Consider the following 15,572-nt stretch of genomic DNA (forward strand, 5'->3'; position numbering starts at 1 on the left):
TGGTAAAAACCCTGCTTCACCTTTTGACCTGGAACGTTCATGTCGTCTCGTTTGCTGTCTCGCCTGGGCCTGCGCTGGTTTCCCCTGCTGTGCATGGCGTTGTTGATCGTGGGTCTGCCGGTGGGGTGCAGCATCTTGCAGCACAAAGAGCGCGAGCTGGTGTTTCGCATCGAGCCGGGCACCGCCAGTTGGTACAGCGGCCTGCCCAAGGCGGTGCAGGAATTCGAACTCAAGCCGGCCAGCTTCAAGGCCGGGCAGAACATCCATGCCTGGTGGTACCCGGCGGCCAGCAAGGATGCGCCGGCGATCCTCTACCTGCATGGCGTGCGCTGGAACCTGACCGGGCAACTGTTTCGCATCGAGCAACTGCATGCCCTGGGCTTTTCGGTGCTGGCCATCGACTACCGGGGCTTCGGCAAAAGTCACGGCGACTTGCCGTCGGAAACCACGGTATACGAAGACGCGCGCATCGCCTGGGAGCGCTTTCAGGTGCTGCAACCCGACCCACAAAAACGCCTGATCTACGGGCATTCCCTCGGCGGCGCGGTGGCCATCGACCTGGCGGCGGAATTGGGTCAGCAATCGCCGGTGCCGGTGCGTGGCCTGGTGATCGAATCCACTTTTACTTCCCTTGCCGATGTGGCCACGGCGGTGGCTAACACCTCGTTGCCGGTGCGCTGGCTGCTGTCGCAGAAATTCGATTCCATCGACAAGATCGCCGATATCCGCATGCCGTTGTTGGTGGTGCATGGCCTGGACGACCGCTACGTTCCGCCGCGTTTCAGCCAGCAATTGTTTGCCGCTGCCCAAGAGCCCAAACGCTTGTTGCTGGTGCCCGGTGCCAGCCACAACAACAGCATGAGCCTGGCCGGTCGCATGTATCGCCAGGCGCTCCATCAACTGATGCAATCGAAGGTTCAGACGCAAGCCATCACCCACTCCACAAGCCGCGACGGCGACTCGTAAAACACTTTTCGGCACTGGTTTCGAGCGGGCCTGTCAAGCGCAAACCCTGGCCATGCTGGGCCAAACCTTAAGTTGATCAAATATTGATCTTGGGCGAAATCACCAACCCCGCCGGGGCCCGGCAAAGTTATCCACAGAGATACCCACGGTTTTCGTGGACAACTCTTTTTATTTTTTTACGATTTTTTGTGCGGCGGGTCGCGCCTTGAATGGGCGCCGCCGCTAAACCGCCCCGATTCCACACAGCGGCTTCGGGGCGGTCAAACGAGAGGGTGAAAGTCAAGTATTGCGTTCAACAGGGCCGGCGATTAATCTCGCATAAACCCGCAAAAAAGCGCACAAACATGCAAAACACCCACGCCGCCATCGACCTCCCCTCGTTACGCAAACAAAAGATCCTGTTGCTGCTGGAGCGCGACGGCAAAGTCACCGCAGCCGAACTGGTCGAACACTTTGCGGTGTCCCCGGACACCATCCGCCGCGACCTCGGCGAACTGGCCGCCGCCGGCCTATTGCAGCGTGTACACGGTGGCGCCCTGCCCCGGCCTAAAGACACCGGTAAGGATTTTTTTACCCGGGTCGGTGAGACCGATGCGGTCAAGCGGCACCTGGCCCAACTGGCCGCCGAACGCGTCGAGGACGGGCAGATCGTGATGTTCGATTCCGGCTCCACCACGCTGCAGATCGCCCGCTCACTGCCGCTGTCGCTCCGCCTTACGGTGGTGACGGCATCGCCGATGATTGCCATCGCCCTGGCGGACCACCCGGACGTCAAGGTGATCCTCGCCGGCGGCCAACTCAACCCGGCCACCCTCTCCACCCACGGCCACGACACCGTGCGCTTGATCCAAAGCATCAAGGCCGATCTGCTGTTTACCGGGGTCTGCGCGCTGCACCCACAGGTGGGCATGACGTCGCTGCATTTCGATGAAGTGGCGGTCAAGCAAGCGTTGCTCGACAGCGCCTCCCAGGTGGTGGCGGTGACCATGGCCGACAAACTCGGCGCCGTGGAGCCCTTCGTGGTGGCGCCGTGCAGCCGAATCCACAGCCTGATCACCGAGTGGCATGCGCCGGATATCGCGGCGTATGAACAGTTGGGGCTGGAAGTGCTACGGGTGGATGTCTAGCCACGGCAGCGTGGGTTTGCCCTATGACTCTGCGTGCGCCTTCGCGTAATCAATGGCCAATTGGACATCGGTGATTTTTTCGGCCTCCTCGTCCGGAATTTCAATTTCGAACTCGTCTTCCAGGGCCATCACCAGTTCCACCGTATCCAAGGAATCGGCGCCCAAATCGTCCACGAAAGAACTCTCGTTCTTGATATCGGCTTCAGCAACGCCTAGCTGGTCGGCGACAATTTTCTTCACTCGCTGTTCGATGTCACTCATTTGAATATCCTCACTTGGTGACCTTGGAGCCGAGCGTTTCATTGGGCGCCAGCACACCGGTTGCATGCAGCAAGTTGTTCACGGCATGCAGCACACCGAGGTCTTCAAGCGTCGCAGTTTTGTTCAGGATACGCCGCAGACAGGCATAGATTTTCAGCTCGCCGAAGGCCGCGTCGTCATAGCGCACCCGCTCGTTGAGGATGATGTTGGCTTTTTGGTCGATCTTGATTTGGAGGAACTTCTTCAATTCGGATTTAGTCATGGCCGCTCTCCCGGCTGGGCATGTGTACGCCTTTGACTATATCCATCGGATACAAAGCGGCTACTGTCAGATCTGACAGGTGTATAGATCGATTGGCAATGAACCCAAGCCATTCACCCGTTAGAGCGTGCTAAACCCCGCCAGCTGCTGCTCCAGCAGGTACAACGCATCGTCCAGCGCCCGGCCGCTGGCGGTGTTGTCGAAGATGCACCAGGTGGGGATGCCTTGCTCGATGGACTGCAGCAACTGCCGGGCATACGCCTGCACCCGTGCGGGGCCATAGGCGCTGTGGTAAATGCGCGGGGAGCCGTGCAGGCGCCAATAGCGCACGCCGTGCCAGCCGGCGGGCAGGTGGCCGCCCTCAATTGCGGCAGGGTCGGCGGCGACCCGGCCGATATGCAAATCCTGCAACAACCCTTCAGCCTCAAGCCAGCTGGCATGCCGCGGTTCCAGCACCACGGCGCCCAGATAGCGTTGGCGCAAGGCGCGGAAAAACACCGCAGCGGTCACGGGCTCGTACGCTAATGACGGCGGCAATTGCACCAGCAGGCAGCCTAGGGAGTCGCCCAATCGCTGACACTGCGCTAGAAACTCATCCAGCGCGGTTTCGCAGTGCGCCAGTCGCAACTCATGGGTGATGAGCTTGGGCACTTTCACTGAGAACCGAAAAGTCGACGGTACCGACTGTGCCCAGCGCGCGTAGGTCGCAGGCAAGTGAGCGCGGTAAAACGAACTGTTGATTTCCACCGCATTGAAGCGCGAGGCATAGCGCTGCAAATGCGTGCCCTCTGCGTCGAATGCCGGCCAGTGTTCGCGCGCCAGGCTCCAGCCTGCGCAACCGATGTACAAGGGTGCGGCCCAAACAGCAGCCGCGCGGCCGGCGTCGTCAGCCATGGCTTGAATGCTCCGCTCAGTGGCTCAATTTGCGCTCGGCCTTGGCGGCTTGTTCGTTGATCGCATCGGTCTGGCGCTCGGTGTCTTTGATCGAGGTGGGAGTGAGCACCTTGTCAACGGTTTCGGTGTTGGGGTTCGGGCGCTCCAGGGTCTGGCCTTTGACAGGATTGTCGGTGCCTTTTTGCGCCTCTTCGGAGCTGACGGGGGTGGGGGTTTTATCGGCGCTCTTGTGCTCGGTCACGGGGCATTCTCCTAGTAATTGACGCGCCGCCATCACACGGCGGGCTCATTCAGCAGAGCCCTGGGCTTTTCGATAGTTCAAGGAATTTGCCGCGGCCACCGCTGGCGAAAAAAGCATAAAAAAATTTAAACCTTTTGCCCCAGTGCCGGCTCAACACCCAGGTAGCGACATCACGTCATTCACAAGGAGAGACACCATGACTACCAAGCTGATGAAACAAATGGGCCTGACTTTCGCACTGGTTGCCGGTTCGATGTCCGCAGCCTTCGCAGCCACCTCCAACGACTTCGTAGACAAGGCCGCACAGAGCGGCATCACCGAAGTCGAGGCCGGCAAACTGGCCCTGCAAAAAAGCAGCTCGGCCGACGTGAAAACCTTCGCCCAGCACATGGTCGATGACCACACCAAAGCCAACCAGGAACTGATGGCCCTGGCCAAGAAGCATGATCTGGAAGTGCCGGACGACGCCGCACTGATGGACAAGGCCAAGAAAGCCATCCTGGAAATGCGCGATGAGTCCTTCGACAAGGCCTATGCCAACAACCAGGTCAACGCCCACGAAGAAGCCGTGGAACTGTTCAAGAAAGAGTCGACCTCTTCGGACAACGCCGAGCTGAAAGCTTTCGCCACCGAGAAGCTGCCGACCCTGGAAAAACACCTGCAAATGGCCAAAGAGCTGCAAAGCAAGTACGCCAAGTAATTCGCCCGATCGCGCCCCTGCGTCAGATGACGCGGGGGCATTCGTGACGCCAACAACCCTTCGCACAGGAGACACTCGATCATGAGCACCCACCTCAACGGTAAGCACATCCTGATCATCACCTCCAATACCGGTATCGAACGCGACGAACTGGTCAAGCCGCTGGAAGCGTTGCGCGGTTTCGGCGCCAATGTGACCCATGCGTCCAGCAAGGGCGGCACCACCCAGACGTTCGTGGGCGACACCGAAAAGGACAAGACCGTGGAATCCGATGTGCAACTGTCGGACGTGGTCGGCAGCGACTTCGATGCCTTGGTGATTCCCGGCGGCACCGTCAACGCAGACACCCTACGCCAGGACGCGGCCGCGCTGCGCCTGATCAAAGAATTCGCCGATGCCGGCAAAACTATCGCCGCGATCTGCCACGGCCCATGGGCCTTGATCGACGCAGGCGTGATCAAAGGCAAGACCCTCACCTCCTACAAGAGCGTACGCATCGACCTGGAAAATGCCGGTGCCGCCGGTTGGGTGGATGAGCCGGTCAAGCAATGCCAGGCCAATGGCTGGACCTTGATCACCTCGCGCACGCCGGACGATCTGCCAGCATTCAATGACGCGATTGCCAAGGCCCTCGCCGGCTGATCCGCGAGCCCGTAAACAAAACAGGCGCCCCGAGGGGCGCCTGTTTGCTGTCTGAGCCATGCCTCAGTGTTTACCTTGCTCCGGCATCTCTCGCTTGGGCCCGAACATCGCCCAGGCGATCAGCCCCAGCAGCGGCACAAAGATCAGGATGATCAGCCACAACCCCTTGGTCTCCCAGCCACTGGTGCTGCGCAATACGGCGTTGATCGCCCACAGTTCCAATAGCAGTACAACCACCGCCAACCCGATCCAGACATATTCTAATTGCATGTTTCACCTCCTGAGGTCTAAGGCTTAGGTCAACCCATTGCGCTCAGGGTTCCATCGGATTTGCGCAAGTGTCGCAAACAGCCTGCCCAAGGCCGGCTTAATGCAATGTGGTGGATAGGCAACCATGCAAGCTGCACGACATCAGCATTCACATAAATCCAATAAGTTATTGATATTTAAATTATTTATTTATAACCAAGAGTTGGTACGGCGGATGCAACACCCCATAGGACGAGGCGCGCACTTCGACGTGCCCGAACCCTATCCGTGAGGTTTCACCATGAATGCCATCGACCTGCTCAAAGCCGACCATGAACGCGTCAAGACACTGCTGACCCAACTGAGCGAATCCACCGAGCGCGGCGTTAAAAAGCGCACTGAGCTGCTGGCCAAGCTCGAAATGGAAATTACCCTGCACACCAAGCTTGAAGAAGAGATTCTCTACCCGGCTTTCCGCAAAGCCGGCGGCAAAGAGCAGGACATCATGTACCACGAAGCCAAGGAAGAGCACCGCACCGTCGACAGCCTGGTTCTGCCCGACCTGAAGAAGACCGAGCCGTCCAGCACTGAGTTTTCCGGCCGCGTCAAAGTGGTCAAGGAACTGCTGGAGCACCACATCGAAGAGGAGGAAACCGAAATGTTCCCCCAAGCCCGCAAGCTGCTGGGCAAGGCACAACTGGAAGAACTCGGTGCCGAAATGGAGGCCATGAAGGCCGCGTATAAAAAAACCATGGCCAAGCCGATGGCGGCTTAACAGCTGGCCGGACCACGGGCACGCTCCGGCTGCCCGGGGTTTGTGCAATGACATAAGGGGATTGCGTCATGAAGACCACCACGTCCCGAAGGATCGTACTTACCGCTTGCCTGACGGCGCTGCTGGCTGGGCCTGTCTTTGCGGCATTCGGCGATAACAGCGGTGCCGCAGGTTCCGCGCTGCCGCCGGGTACTTACCCCAGCAGCCCTTCAGACAGCAGCCAGAAAACCGACAACAGCACGCAGAAACAACAGCCCGCGAAAAAAGCCCCCAAACCCAAACCCGCTAAACCCTCCAAAGAGCGCAAAGACACACCTCGATCAGGCAGCTGAGGGCTCATCCACGGGGGGTGGCTGCGTGGTCACGCCCCAATCGCCATGCTCGTACCAGTCGTCGCCGAGCATCTCGGCGGGGTGCATGGTGCGATCGGCACCGTTGCCACAGGCCAAATCAGTGGCGGCGCAGTAACGGTCGCAGCCCCAGCAGATTCGCTCAGGGTGCTTAGGGTGCAACGGAAACGGCTTGGCCATGACGAGTTCCTTATCAACGCGCGGTAGCCTCACCGTAACGCGTGAAGTAGCGGCTAACCTTGACCGGCATCAAGCCTGGCCAAGATGAAATATCCTCGAAACTTGACAAGAATCATTATTATCTGCGCCGCACCTTCCTAGACTCGGGCCCTCTCCCCTCACCCGTCAGGAAGTCTTCATGCGAACCCTCTCTCTGCTGCCGCTGGCCCTGCTGCTGTCCACCTCTGCCGCACTGGCCAAGGAATACCCGATTGGCGAACAGCAACACTGCCCGGGGTTGGAAATCGGCGCCGTGTACCTGCAACCGATCGAAATGGCGCCTACCGGCATGATGCGCGCCACCGCCGACTCCGACGTGCATTTGGAGGCCGATGTGCGCGCCACGGCGGACAACGCCCAAGGCTTTCAGGAAGGCAGTTTCGTGCCATACCTGAACCTATCTTTCACCTTGAAAAAGCAAGGCAGCGACACGCCGATCAGCGGCGACTTCCACGCCATGGTTGCCAATGACGGCCCGCACTACGGCGATAACGTCAAGCTACAAGGCCCCGGCAAATACACCCTCACCTTCAGCGTGCTGCCGCCCACCGGCCCTCATTCGTTGGGTCGCCACACCGACAAGGAAACCGGGGTTGCGCCGTGGTTCGAGCGTTGCGAAGTGCATTACGAATTCGTCTACGCCGGCATCGGCAAGAAGGGCGGTTATTGATGCGCCGCGCCTTGCTGCTGGGTGGCCTGCTGCTCGGCGGCGCGGCCGCCGCGGCGCCGTTGCCCACCTATGAGTTGAGCTTGCGCGATGGGCACTTCACGCCGTCGCAACTGGTGGTCAAGGCCGGTGAGCGCTTCAAGATCGTGCTCACCAATGCCGGCCAGGGCCCGGCCGAATTCGAAAGCACGCCGTTGCGCGTGGAGAAGGTGTTATCGCCCGGCGTCACCACCTTTGTGGTGATCCACCCGCTCAAACCTGGCGAATACCCGTTCTTCGACGAGTTCAACCCACAGCTGCCCGAAGGCAGCCTCCTCGCTCAATAACCGCCGGAGCTGTTGATGAATCAAGCGATGTTCATTGTGTGGCGCGAAAGCGTCGAAGCGCTGTTGGTGATCGGCATCCTGCAAGCCTGGATCAGCCAGCAGGCCGGTCGCTCGCGCCTGGCACGTTTTCTGTGGGCCGGGGTGCTGCTCGGTCTGTTGTGCTCGGCGGGCCTGGCCGGGTTGATGCTGTGGGCCGCAGAAACCATGACCGGCGCCAACGGCGAATGGCTGCAAGCCCTGCTGACCTTGGTCGCCAGCGCTCTGATGGTGCAGATGGTGTTCTGGATGCATCGCCACGGCCCCACCCTTCGCCACAGCCTGTTACGCGACGCCGACCAGCGCCTGGCACGCCAGGGCGGCTGGGGCTTGTTGCTGCTGGCGTTGCTGGCGGTGAGCCGCGAGGGCAGCGAAACCGTAGTGTTCCTGTATGGCGCCGGCGCGCGTTTGCACGACACGGCCCTGAGCCTGTTCGCCATTGGCGGCGTGCTCGGCCTGGTGCTGGCCGGTCTCACGGTGCTGCTGTTGCGCAGCAGCCGCCGCGTACTGTCGTGGGCGCACTTTTTTGCCCTCAGCGAAGCCTTGCTGTTGCTGCTGGGCGGCGCGTTGCTGGTGGCTGCCGTGGACCGTATCAGCGGGCAGCTGCTGGCAATGGACCTGCCGGACTGGGTCTACACGGCCTTCGGTGAGAGCCGCTGGGACAGCAGCGCACTGCTCAGCGACAGCCATGGCGTGGGCGCCCTGCTCGCCGATTTCGCCGGCTACCGCGCCGCGCCCAGCCTGATCACCCTGGTGGCGCTGCTCGGCTACTGGCTGTGGGTGAGCCACGGCCTGCGCCGGTCGCGGCACGCGGCATGAGTTGGCTGGCCCGTCTGGGCGATGGCATGCGCCGCCATGCCCGGCTGATCCGTGCGCTGCAATGGGCGGTGGTCGTGGTCTACGCGCTGCTGCTGGTGGTGCCGGCGCTGCTGCCGCTGCCCGACACTCAGGCGCACCTGGTGAACAACCTGACCCTGCTGGCGCAATTTATTTTCTGGGGCGTGTGGTGGCCGTTCGTGTTGCTGTCGATGGTGCTGTTCGGGCGCCTGTGGTGCGGCGTGCTGTGCCCGGAAGGCGCTCTAAGCGAATGGGCCAGCCAGCACGGACGCGGCCTGGGCATTCCGCGCTGGCTGCGCTGGGGCGGCTGGCCCACGGTCGGCTTTTGCCTGACCACCCTGTATGGGCAATTGATCAGCGTATACGACTACGCCCAGGCAGCATTGCTGATTCTTGGCGGCTCCACCGTAGCGGCCGTCGTGGTGGGCCTTTTGTTCGTGCGCGGCAAGCGTGTGTGGTGCCGCTACCTGTGCCCGGTCAGCGGCGTCTTCGCCCTGCTCGCGCGCCTGGCGCCGGTGCGCTTTGCGGTGGACGAGCAACGCTGGAAGGCCAACACCGCGCCGCGCCTGCCCCTGCCCAACTGCGCGCCGCTGCTGGACATCCGCCGCCTGCAAGGCGCCAGCGAGTGCCACGCCTGCGGGCGCTGCAGTGGGCAACGCGGCGCCGTGCAACTGATCGCCCGCTCGTGCAACGAGGAAATCCTCCAGGCCCGTCATCAAACTGCCTCGGTATGGGACGCGCGCCTGCTGCTGTTCGGCGTGATCGGCCTGGCCATGGGTGCGTTTCAATGGACCGTCAGCCCGTGGTTTATCGCCCTCAAACAACACCTGGCCGAATGGCTGGTGGTACACGATTGGCTATGGCCGCTGCAAGACACCGCGCCATGGTGGCTGCTGACCCACTACCCGCAGCTCAACGACAGTTTCAGTTGGCTGGATGGGATGTGCATCGTGCTGTACCTGGGCGCCAGCTCACTGCTGCTGGGCGGCGCATGCTGGGTGCTGCTGAAGTTCAGCGCACGTGCGGCGGGCGACCGCGCACTGTTTCGGCCCCTTGCCCTGACACTGACGCCACTCGGTGGTGCGGGGTTGTTTCTCGGCTTATCGGCGACCACGGTGAAATTATTGCGCTACGAAGGGCTGGTGTTGGCCTGGGTGCAAACGGCGCGCGGGGCCCTGTTGGTGGCGGCTGTTGGATGGTGTGTCTGGTTGGGATGGCGGCAACTGAGCGGCCTACCGCGCAAGGCACGAATGGCGGCATGGATGGGTGTCTTGACGGCTGCCGGCATGGTCGCAGGCGCATGGTGGTTACAGTTCTGGGGCTGGGCTTGACCGCGACTTGCCTGATGCAAGGCGGTCCATTGTGGGAAAATGACGGCGGGTCAGCAACAGATGCGTCAACTGACACTCCCACATCGGGGGCAAGCCCCCTCCCACCTTTGATTGCATTGCCTGGGCTGGATCATACGGCGCACTGCCGCACAGTTCGCGGCATGCCAGTCCAAACGGCTAACTGAAAGAACCCGCACAACATGTGGGAGGGGGCTTGCCCCCGATGACGGCCGGTCAGCAACACATGTGTCAACTGACACGCCCACATCGGGGGCAAGCCCCCTCCCACCTTTGATTGCATTGCCTGGGCTGGATCATACGGCGCACTGCCGCACCGTTCGCGACAGGCCAGTCCAAACGGCTTCCCAAGCATTAACTGCAAAAACTCGCTCAAACTGTGAGAGGGGGCTTGCCCCCGATGACGGCCGGTCAGCAACACATGCATCAACTGACACGCCCACATCGGGGGCAAGCCCCCTCCCACCTTTGATTGCATTGCCTGGGCTGGATCATACGGCGCACTGCCGCACCGTTCGCGACAGGCCAGTCCAAACGGCTTCCCAAGCATTAACTGCAAAAACTCGCTCAAACTGTGGGAGGGGGCTTGCCCCCGATGGCGGCCGGTCAGCAACACATGTGTCAACTGACACTCCCACATCGGGGGCAAGCCCCCTCCCACCTTTGATTGCATTGCCTGGGCTGGATAATACGGCGCACTGCCGCACAGTTCGCGGCATGCCAATCCAAACAGCTTCCCAAGCATTAACTGAAAAAACCGGCTCAAACTGTGGGAGGGGGCTTGCCCCCGATGGCGGCGGGTCAGACAACACATGTGTCAACTGACACTCCCACATCGGGGGCAAGCCCCCTCCCACCTTTGATTGCATTGCCTGGGCTGGATCATACGGCGCACTGCCGTGCAGTTCGCGAAAGGCCGACCCAAACTGCTAACTGAAAGAACCCGCTCAAAAGGTGGGATTCTGGTAGCGGCCTAGACCTTGAACCGCCCCACCATCTGGTGCAAATCCCCGGCCATGCCTGCCAGTTCCTGCCCTGCCGTCTGTGTATGAATAGCCCCCTGCAACACCTGCTGCGACAGGGTTCGAATGCCCACCAGGTTGCGATCCACCTCCCGCGCTACCAGCGCCTGTTCCTCGGTGGCGCTGGCAATCAGCATATTGCGCTCGTTGATCTGGGAAATAGACCGGGTGATTTCTTCCAGCGCCTGCCCCGAGCGCTGGGCCACGCCCAAAGTTGCCTGTACCCGTTCGCTGCTGTCGTGCATGGCCGCCACGGCGTGTTCGCTGTCCTGGCGGATGGCGCCGATCATCTGTTCGATTTCCTGGGTCGACACCTGGGTGCGATGGGCCAGCGCGCGCACTTCATCGGCCACCACCGCAAAACCACGCCCGGCGTCGCCCGCGCGGGCGGCTTCGATGGCGGCATTCAAGGCCAGCAGGTTGGTCTGATCGGCGATGCTGCGGATCACATCGAGCACGCTGCTGATGTCTTGCACGCGCCCAGCCAGTTGTTGGATACGCTCGGAGGTTTCCACCACGCCGTTGGCCAGGGTGTTGATCGAGGCCACGGTTTCCTGGACCTGGGCCTGGCCGCGCTGGGCGGTCTGTTCCGACAGGCGCGAGGCTTCGCTGGTGCTCACCGCGTTACGCGCCACCTCGTCCACAGCGGCGGTCATTTCGTTGACGGCGGTAGCGGCCTGCTCAATCTCCTGACCCTGCAACTGCAAGCTGCCGCTGGTCTGGGTGCTGACCGCGCTGAGTTGCTCCGAGGAACTGGCCACGCCGTCCACCGACGTTGCGATATGCCGCACCATCTGCTGAAGGTTCTGCTGCATGTGATGCAGATTGCGCATCACGCTGCCCTCCGCGCTGTCACCCACCGGCACCACGATAGTCAGGTCACCGCCGGCGATATGACTCAACACCCGCGCCGCCTCATCCGGCTCGCCGCCCAAGGGCCGCAGCACACTGCGGGTGACCAACACCGCCGCCGCCACTACCAGCGCCAGGCACAGCATAAAGAGGCCGATCATGGTGCGCCGGGCGTCGTCGTAGAGAGCCTGCGCCACCTGCTGGCGCTCGGCAAACACGCGCCCCTGTAACGCCATCAAGGCGTCCAGGCTTTTGAACACCTCCAGCTCCGCCGGCATCACCTGCTGCTTGAGCTGCGCCAGGCCCTGGTCACGGGCGCCCTGCTTGATCAGCGCCTGCACTTGGGTGAACGCCGCCACGTAGGCTTCGCGATGGGTTTTCAAACGGGCGTAGGCGGCCTTGCCTTCAGCGGTATCGAGCAGCGGTTCCAGGGTCGCGAACGCCTCGGTGATGCGTTGGCGCGTGGTGCCGATAGCTTCCTGGGCCTGCTGGTTATCTTGGTCGATCAACAGGTCGCGGGTGTTGCGCCCGTTGTCCCGCACGCCAGTGGCGATCATCATGATCGGCGCGATCTTCGGCCAGTCCTGCTGCACGATCTGGTCGGCCTGTTGCTTGAGGGTGGCCAGGTCGTGCAAGGCGTAGAACACCAGGCCGATCAGCGCCAGAGGCGCAATCCCAAAGCCAATGACAATACGGCGTGCGGTGGTTAACTGGATCATCTGAACATTCCTTGATGAACACCTGCCCGCAGGGGGCAGCATCGATAAAAAATCCTGTGGAGGGCTGCTCACCCTCGCAACACAAACGCCGGAAACAACTCGCGCATCCGCGCCCACAACTCCGGCAGAGCGGTCTGCATCGGTGCACACGCCAACTGTGCATCGAGCATAGTGGCGGTACGAACTATCTGCACGGCGAAGCGCTTCACGCCACTGGCTTGCAAACGCTGGGCCAGGCGCAACAGGCGTGGCGGGTCGATCAGGTGCCAGTGCACCGTGGTGCGGCATTCGTAGTCGACGCCGCTGGCCAGCAAGGCGTCGAGGCTGTGCCAGTTGGCGGCGCCGCTGCCCTTGACCTGGGTGATGGATGGGCAGTCTTCGGCCAATGCCTTGACATCGAACCCGACCCAATCGGCATGGGCCAGCGCATTGGCAAAGCTGGCGGGTTTGATGCCGGCGCTGTGCAGACCGATGCGAAAACCCATCTCGCGCACTTCGTCCATGGCCGCCGGCAGGCCTTCCTGCAGAGTCGGTTCGCCGCCGCTGAACACCACCGCGTCGAGCAGATCCTGACGCCGCTGCAAAAACAGCAAAACCCGGCGCCAATCCACCTCTGCGCTACCGCGCGGTGGGATCAAGTCCGGGTTATGGCAATAACGACAGCGCCAGGCGCAGCCTTGGCAGAACAGCACGCAGGCGAGCATACCGGGGTAGTCGAGGGTGGTCAGGGGCACCAGGCCCCCGACCCGTAGTGCTCGCGTCATTGGCGCCCAGCCGCGGCAGCCGTTTCGGTGAAGTGCACGCGCTCCTTATGCTCGGATTGCTTGCCGGGATTGAACGCCGACACGGGCCGGTGATAGCCCATGACGCGGGTCCAGACTTCACAGCGTTGACGTTGGGGTTGAGCAGTTTGCATGGTGAGTCTCCTTGGGGGATCAAACGTAGCCGAGGGTTTCATCGCATTTGGGGCAGAACTCGTGTTCCCCCGCCAGGTAGCCGTGCACTGGGCAGATGGAAAAGGTCGGGGTAATCGTCAGGTACGGCAGATGGAAGCGTCCCAGGGCTTTACGCACCAATTGCTTGCAAGCCTGGGTCGAAGAGATCTGTTCGGCCATGTACAGGTGCAGCACCGTGCCGCCGGTGTATTTGCATTGCAGTTCGTCTTGCAGTTCCAAGGCTTCAAACGGGTCTTGGGTAAAGCCCACGGGCAATTGCGAGGAGTTGGTGTAATACGGCGCGACGTCGCTGCCGGCTTGCAGAATGTCCGGGAAGCGTTTGCGGTCTTCCTTGGCGAAGCGGTAGGTGGTGCCTTCGGCCGGCGTCGCTTCGAGGTTGTAGAGATGGCCGGTTTCTTCCTGGAAGCGCAGCAATGTGGCGCGTACATGGTCGAGCAGCTTGAGGGCAAAGGCGCGCCCCTGTTCGGTGTGCATGCCCTGCTCGTCACCGCTGAAGTTGCGCAGCATCTCGTGCATGCCATTGAGGCCGATGGTGGAGAAGTGATTGCGCAAGGTCCCCAGGTAACGCTTGGTGTAGGGGTACAGGCCGGCGTCCATATGGCGCTGGATGACCTTGCGCTTGACCTCAAGGCTTTCCATGGCCAGCTGCATCAGATGATCCAGGCGTTGCAGCAAGCCCGAGGTGTCGCCCTTGAACAGGTAGCCCAGGCGCGCGCAGTTGATCGTCACCACCCCGAGGCTGCCGGTTTGCTCCGCCGAACCGAACAAACCGCCACCGCGTTTGAGCAATTCGCGCACGTCCAGTTGCAGGCGGCAGCACATCGAACGCACCTGATTGGGCTGCATATCGGAGTTGAGAAAGTTCTGGAAATACGGCAGTCCGTAGCGTGCGGTCATCTCGAACAGGCGGTCGGCGTTGGGGCTGTCCCACGGAAAATCGTGGGTGATGTTGTAGGTGGGAATCGGAAACGTGAACACCCGCCCCTTGGCATCCCCGGCCTGCATCACCTCGATATAGGCACGGTTGATCAGCTCCATTTCCGCTTGCAGATCGCCGTAGGCAAACGGCATTTCTTCACCACCGATCACCGGGATCTGCTCGCGCAAATCCTGTGGGCACACCCAGTCGAAAGTCAGGTTGGTAAACGGCGTTTGGGTGCCCCAGCGCGACGGTACATTGAGGTTATAGATAAATTCCTGCAGCGCCTGGCGCACCTCGGGGTAACTCAACTGATCCTTGCGCACATAGGGCGCCAGGTAGGTGTCGAACGAGCTGAACGCTTGGGCGCCGGCCCATTCGTTCTGCAGGGTGCCGAGGAAGTTGACCATCTGCCCCAAGGCGCTGCTCAGGTGCTTGGGCGGCCCCGCCTCCACCCGGCCCGGCACGCCGTTGAGGCCTTCGTGCAGCAACGAGCGCAGCGACCAGCCGGCGCAGTAACCGGCAAGCATGTCCAGATCATGAATATGCAGATCCGCCTCGCGGTGTGCCTGGCCGATCTGCTGGCTGTAGACCTCATCCAACCAGTAATTGGCCGTGACCTTGCCCGCCACGTTCAACACCAGCCCGCCCAGGGAATAACCCTGGTTGGCATTGGCCTGCACGCGCCAGTCTTCGCGGTCGAGGTATTCGTTCATGGAGGTGGCGACTTCCACCAGGGTCTTGCGGTCGCGGCGCAGACGCCCGTGTTGCTCGCGATAGACGATATAGGCGCGCATCGACAGAAAGAAGCCGGCATCCATCAGCACCCGTTCGACACTGTCCTGGATCTGCTCGACGTCGAGCCGTTCGATACCGCGCAAACGCGCGAGCACGGCGCCCAATAGCAGGTCCACATCGGCGGGCTGATATTCGCCGGTGGCCGTGCCGGCCGCGATCAATGCCTGGCGGATTTTTTCGGCGTCGAAGGCGACCCGTGTGCCGTCGCGTTTGTGCAGGCGGGTGCTGACCAGCGGGGTGAGCGTGTTTGGCATTTCCGGGCTCCTGGCACTACATATAGATAAAATTATTCAACAAAACACTATATGAAGTGATATTACCCAGGAAGGCGGTGGTCACCCTTGATCGGCGTCAAGGTTTCTAGAAGGGGGGCATAGACACCCCTGGCACATCTGCGGGCGGCCC

At 61.5% G+C, this 15,572-nt stretch carries 20 protein-coding genes; 10 read left to right on the forward strand and 10 right to left on the reverse strand.

Going from position 1 to position 15,572, the window contains the following annotated elements; genetic code table 11:
- Positions 1-39: 39 nt before the first annotated feature.
- Both ABX75_RS09395 and ABX75_RS09400 read left to right on the forward strand, forming a co-directional pair.
- Positions 40-966 (forward strand): alpha/beta hydrolase, encoded by a 927-nt coding sequence (locus ABX75_RS09395; RefSeq protein ID WP_034098403.1) that lies wholly within the window; start codon positions 40-42, stop codon positions 964-966.
- A 344-nt stretch (positions 967-1,310) separates the two neighbouring features.
- Positions 1,311-2,093 (forward strand): DeoR/GlpR family DNA-binding transcription regulator, encoded by a 783-nt coding sequence (locus tag ABX75_RS09400; protein WP_034098405.1) that lies wholly within the window; start codon positions 1,311-1,313, stop codon positions 2,091-2,093.
- A gap of 21 nt (positions 2,094-2,114) precedes the next feature.
- On the opposite strand, the gene acpP is transcribed toward ABX75_RS09400, so the two are convergent.
- From acpP to ABX75_RS09420, 4 genes are all read right to left on the reverse strand, one after another.
- Positions 2,115-2,354 (reverse strand): acyl carrier protein, encoded by a 240-nt coding sequence (acpP, locus tag ABX75_RS09405; protein WP_047881815.1) that lies wholly within the window; start codon positions 2,352-2,354, stop codon positions 2,115-2,117.
- 10 nt (positions 2,355-2,364) lie between these two features.
- Positions 2,365-2,616 (reverse strand): hypothetical protein, encoded by a 252-nt coding sequence (locus tag ABX75_RS09410; protein WP_034098407.1) that lies wholly within the window; start codon positions 2,614-2,616, stop codon positions 2,365-2,367.
- Positions 2,617-2,736: 120 nt separating this feature from the next.
- Positions 2,737-3,510 carry a DUF72 domain-containing protein gene (locus ABX75_RS09415; RefSeq protein ID WP_047881816.1) on the reverse strand — a complete coding sequence of 258 codons (774 nt, stop codon included), beginning with the start codon at positions 3,508-3,510 and terminating at the stop codon, positions 2,737-2,739.
- 16 nt (positions 3,511-3,526) lie between these two features.
- On the reverse strand, positions 3,527-3,751 hold the full coding sequence (locus tag ABX75_RS09420; RefSeq protein WP_034098408.1) for a hypothetical protein: 225 nt from the start codon (positions 3,749-3,751) through the stop codon (positions 3,527-3,529).
- 196 nt (positions 3,752-3,947) lie between these two features.
- Here ABX75_RS09420 and ABX75_RS09425 point away from each other — a divergent pair, with 196 nt between their 5' ends.
- Both ABX75_RS09425 and ABX75_RS09430 read left to right on the forward strand, forming a co-directional pair.
- A complete protein-coding gene (locus ABX75_RS09425) occupies positions 3,948-4,451 on the forward strand; it encodes a DUF4142 domain-containing protein (RefSeq protein WP_034098409.1) in 504 nt (167 codons plus the stop codon).
- Positions 4,452-4,532: 81 nt separating this feature from the next.
- Complete coding sequence (locus ABX75_RS09430) at positions 4,533-5,093, forward strand: type 1 glutamine amidotransferase domain-containing protein (RefSeq protein WP_034114026.1); 561 nt, start codon at positions 4,533-4,535, stop codon at positions 5,091-5,093.
- Between the two features lie 63 nt (positions 5,094-5,156).
- On the opposite strand, the gene ABX75_RS09435 is transcribed toward ABX75_RS09430, so the two are convergent.
- The gene (locus tag ABX75_RS09435; protein ID WP_034098413.1) at positions 5,157-5,363 is read right to left on the reverse strand and encodes a PLD nuclease N-terminal domain-containing protein; all 207 of its coding nucleotides are present in this window, start codon (positions 5,361-5,363) and stop codon (positions 5,157-5,159) included.
- A gap of 280 nt (positions 5,364-5,643) precedes the next feature.
- Between ABX75_RS09435 and ABX75_RS09440 the strand changes: the two genes are divergently transcribed.
- Both ABX75_RS09440 and ABX75_RS28360 read left to right on the forward strand, forming a co-directional pair.
- Positions 5,644-6,117 (forward strand): hemerythrin domain-containing protein, encoded by a 474-nt coding sequence (locus tag ABX75_RS09440; protein ID WP_034098414.1) that lies wholly within the window; start codon positions 5,644-5,646, stop codon positions 6,115-6,117.
- 68 nt (positions 6,118-6,185) lie between these two features.
- A complete protein-coding gene (locus tag ABX75_RS28360; protein WP_082136139.1) occupies positions 6,186-6,449 on the forward strand; it encodes a hypothetical protein in 264 nt (87 codons plus the stop codon).
- Here the strand turns inward: ABX75_RS28360 and ABX75_RS09445 are convergent.
- Positions 6,438-6,647: a DUF3079 domain-containing protein gene (locus ABX75_RS09445; protein WP_034098416.1), complete on the reverse strand. Its 210-nt coding sequence runs from the start codon at positions 6,645-6,647 to the stop codon at positions 6,438-6,440. The genes ABX75_RS28360 and ABX75_RS09445 overlap by 12 nt on opposite strands.
- 178 nt (positions 6,648-6,825) lie before the next feature.
- On the opposite strand from ABX75_RS09445, the gene ABX75_RS09450 reads away from it, so the two are divergent.
- From ABX75_RS09450 to ABX75_RS09465, 4 genes are read left to right on the forward strand one after another with little or no spacing between them, the layout of a single operon-like run.
- Positions 6,826-7,356 (forward strand): iron transporter, encoded by a 531-nt coding sequence (locus tag ABX75_RS09450; RefSeq protein ID WP_047881817.1) that lies wholly within the window; start codon positions 6,826-6,828, stop codon positions 7,354-7,356.
- The gene (locus ABX75_RS09455; RefSeq protein ID WP_034098419.1) at positions 7,356-7,679 is read left to right on the forward strand and encodes a cupredoxin domain-containing protein; all 324 of its coding nucleotides are present in this window, start codon (positions 7,356-7,358) and stop codon (positions 7,677-7,679) included. Before ABX75_RS09450 ends, ABX75_RS09455 begins: the two co-directional genes overlap by 1 nt.
- 15 nt (positions 7,680-7,694) lie before the next feature.
- Positions 7,695-8,534, forward strand: coding sequence for an FTR1 family protein (locus tag ABX75_RS09460; protein ID WP_047881818.1), 840 nt, complete (start codon positions 7,695-7,697; stop codon positions 8,532-8,534).
- On the forward strand, positions 8,531-9,883 hold the full coding sequence (locus ABX75_RS09465; RefSeq protein WP_047881819.1) for a 4Fe-4S binding protein: 1,353 nt from the start codon (positions 8,531-8,533) through the stop codon (positions 9,881-9,883). The genes ABX75_RS09460 and ABX75_RS09465 overlap by 4 nt, the downstream gene beginning before the upstream one ends.
- Before the next feature lie 991 nt (positions 9,884-10,874).
- Here ABX75_RS09465 and ABX75_RS09470 read toward each other — a convergent pair.
- The 4 genes from ABX75_RS09470 to ABX75_RS09485 all read right to left on the reverse strand — a co-directional run bounded on the left by ABX75_RS09470 (position 10,875) and on the right by ABX75_RS09485 (position 15,421).
- Positions 10,875-12,494, reverse strand: a complete 1,620-nt coding sequence (locus ABX75_RS09470) for a methyl-accepting chemotaxis protein (protein WP_034098426.1) — start codon at positions 12,492-12,494, stop codon at positions 10,875-10,877.
- Between the two features lie 68 nt (positions 12,495-12,562).
- Positions 12,563-13,258, reverse strand: coding sequence for an anaerobic ribonucleoside-triphosphate reductase activating protein (locus ABX75_RS09475; protein WP_034098428.1), 696 nt, complete (start codon positions 13,256-13,258; stop codon positions 12,563-12,565).
- Positions 13,255-13,410: an anaerobic ribonucleoside-triphosphate reductase gene (gene nrdD / locus ABX75_RS09480; protein ID WP_034098430.1), complete on the reverse strand. Its 156-nt coding sequence runs from the start codon at positions 13,408-13,410 to the stop codon at positions 13,255-13,257. Before nrdD ends, ABX75_RS09475 begins: the two co-directional genes overlap by 4 nt.
- A gap of 19 nt (positions 13,411-13,429) precedes the next feature.
- Positions 13,430-15,421, reverse strand: coding sequence for a ribonucleoside triphosphate reductase (locus ABX75_RS09485; protein WP_034098432.1), 1,992 nt, complete (start codon positions 15,419-15,421; stop codon positions 13,430-13,432).
- Positions 15,422-15,572: the final 151 nt, after the last annotated feature.

Source organism: Pseudomonas sp. ARP3 (genome assembly GCF_001029595.1).
GTDB classification, from domain to species: Bacteria; Pseudomonadota; Gammaproteobacteria; order Pseudomonadales; family Pseudomonadaceae; genus Aquipseudomonas; species Aquipseudomonas rhodesiae.